Here is a 2,095-nt window from a genome sequence, read left to right on the forward strand (position 1 = left end):
CCAAATCCACGGCGGCTCGGGATATATGTCCGACTTCCCCGTCGAGCACTTCTACCGCGACGTAAGGCTTTTCCGGCTTTATGAAGGCACTTCGCAGATCCAACAGATCATCATTGCCCGCGAGATGTGCGCAGAGGAATGAACCAGAGCGAGATCCCCCCGATGACCCAGACCCAAGCCAAACTTGGCGTGATCGCAGACGACTTCACCGGAGCCGTTCTGGTCGCGGGGCTGTTGGAAACCGAGGGGGTCTATTGCCCGATCTTGCTGGATCCGCAGTCCGACAGCGTTGAAAGCGCGCCGGTGGTGATGATGGCCACGCGCAGCCGGACGGTGGCGGTTGCCGAAGCTTTGGCCGAGGTCGGCGCGGCCTGCGCACGGCTTGAGCGCGCGGGCTGCCAGCAGCTGGCTTATAAGGCCTGCGCCAGTTTCGATTCCACTAAGGACGGCAATATCGGCCCGGTGGGGGATCTTTTGGCTCAGCGTGCTGCGCGCCGGCCGGTGCTCATGAGCGCCGGCTTTCCGCGCTTCGGGGCCACGGTGCATCAGGGGTATCTCTTTTATCGCACCCGGCTGGTCAGCGAGTCGATCAAGCGCTTCGACCCGCTAACGCCAATGGAAGATCCGGATTTGGTGCGCTTTATCGGCCATCAAACCCCGCATTCGGTTGGCCTGATCTCGCATCTGACGATGGTGGCCGGAGCTGAAGCCACCCGAGCGGCTTTTGGCGAGCGGCTGGCCGAGGGCTTTGGCCATATCCTTTTCGACACCAGCGACGACACCGATGTCGAGCGATCTTCTGAGATCGCCGCAGCGACCGGCCTGCCGGTGGTGGCCAGCGATCCGCTGATCGTTGGCTTGGCCAAGCGTTTGGCGGCAGAGGCTCCGCGCGGACCCGCCTATCCCAGCGCTCCGAAAGGACCGGTTGTCACCTTGGCCGGCAGTACCGGGCCGGTGATCATGCGCCAGCTTGACGTTCTGGGTGAAGCGCAGCCGGTGCTGACCTTGGACTTGTTGGCCGAAGGCAGCCTTGAAGCACAAATTGCAACCGCGCTGGATTGGGCCGCAGCCCAAGGCAACGCGGGCTTTGCCATTTCAACCGCCTGCGATGTCGAAGCCTTGGCGCGCAGCCAAGCTGCCCTTGGCGCTTTGCCAGCCGCGCGCCGGGCCGAGGCCCTGCTCTCCGGCGTCACCACAGGGCTGCGTGCGCGCGGTCATGCACGCTTCAGCGTCGCCGGGGGCGAGACCTCGGGTGCCGTGGTCGCCGCGCTTGGTCTTGGCCGTTTGCGTGCATTGCCCGAAGGCGCGCTCGGCACCGGCGAATGCCTCTCGGATGATCCCGCGCACCCGCCGTGCTGGCTTTTCTTGAAGCCTGGGAAACTTGGCTCTGATGACATTTTGCTGCGCGCAGCCCTCACCGAAGGATAAGGCCGTGATGACCCTTACAGATGACCCCCGCCAGATCCTGATCACCGCGGCGCAACGTTCGGTCGCGATGGGGTTAAACCGTGGCACCGTGGGCAATTTCAGCCTGCGTCATGGCGCGGGGATGCTGATCACCCCAACCGGCATCCTGCCCGAGGCGATCACGCCCGACCAAATCGTCGAAATGGATTTGCAGGGCAATTGGCAGGGCGATTGGCGGCCCTCTTCGGAATGGGAGATCCATGCAAAGATCTATGCCGCCCGTCCCGATGCGGGTGCCGTCGTGCATACCCATTCGGACCATGCGACCGCCCTCTCGGCGCTGCGCAAGCCGATCCCGCCCTTTCACTATATGATCTGCGGTTTTGGCGGCAATGAGATCCCTTGCGCAGAGTATGCCTGCTTCGGCACGCCCGAGCTTTCCGCGACGGTGATCGCAGCGCTGGGTGACACATATGGCGCCTGTCTGATGGCGAATCATGGCGTTGTGACACTGGGCGCCACGATGGAGGCAGCCTTGGGTCGGGGCGAGCGGCTCGAGATGCTGGCCAAGCAATATCTGCTGGCCTCCTCGGCCGGGACGCCGGTTCTGCTCAATGAAGAAGAGCTTCGCTTTGCGCATATACGTTATCGTAGTTACGGGCAGCAGGCTTGCGGGTAGTGGAATATA

The 2,095-nt window shown here is 63.2% G+C and carries 3 protein-coding genes; all 3 read left to right on the forward strand.

Going from position 1 to position 2,095, the window contains the following annotated elements:
• The first annotated feature begins 4 nt into the window (after positions 1-4).
• The 3 genes from Q9295_RS17915 to Q9295_RS17925 are packed head-to-tail and all read left to right on the forward strand — an operon-like array spanning position 5 to position 2,086.
• Positions 5-142, forward strand: a complete 138-nt coding sequence (locus tag Q9295_RS17915) for an acyl-CoA dehydrogenase family protein (protein WP_306681955.1) — start codon at positions 5-7, stop codon at positions 140-142.
• Between the two features lie 20 nt (positions 143-162).
• Positions 163-1,428: a four-carbon acid sugar kinase family protein gene (locus Q9295_RS17920; RefSeq protein ID WP_306681953.1), complete on the forward strand. Its 1,266-nt coding sequence runs from the start codon at positions 163-165 to the stop codon at positions 1,426-1,428.
• Between the two features lie 7 nt (positions 1,429-1,435).
• Entirely contained in the window at positions 1,436-2,086 is a 651-nt protein-coding gene (locus Q9295_RS17925) for a class II aldolase/adducin family protein (RefSeq protein WP_306681954.1), read from the forward strand.
• The last annotated feature ends 9 nt before the right edge of the window (positions 2,087-2,095 follow it).

It is taken from the genome of Pseudogemmobacter lacusdianii, from assembly GCF_030848395.1.
GTDB classification, from domain to species: domain Bacteria; phylum Pseudomonadota; class Alphaproteobacteria; order Rhodobacterales; family Rhodobacteraceae; genus Pseudogemmobacter; species Pseudogemmobacter lacusdianii.

What these genes read in the sequence shown, in the direction of transcription:
- Q9295_RS17920 (WP_306681953.1), top strand. Translation starts at nt 163, where the DNA reads ATGACCCAGACCCAAGCCAAACTTGGCGTGATCGCAGACGACTTCACC.
- Q9295_RS17925 (WP_306681954.1), top strand. Translation starts at nt 1,436, where the DNA reads ATGACCCTTACAGATGACCCCCGCCAGATCCTGATCACCGCGGCGCAA.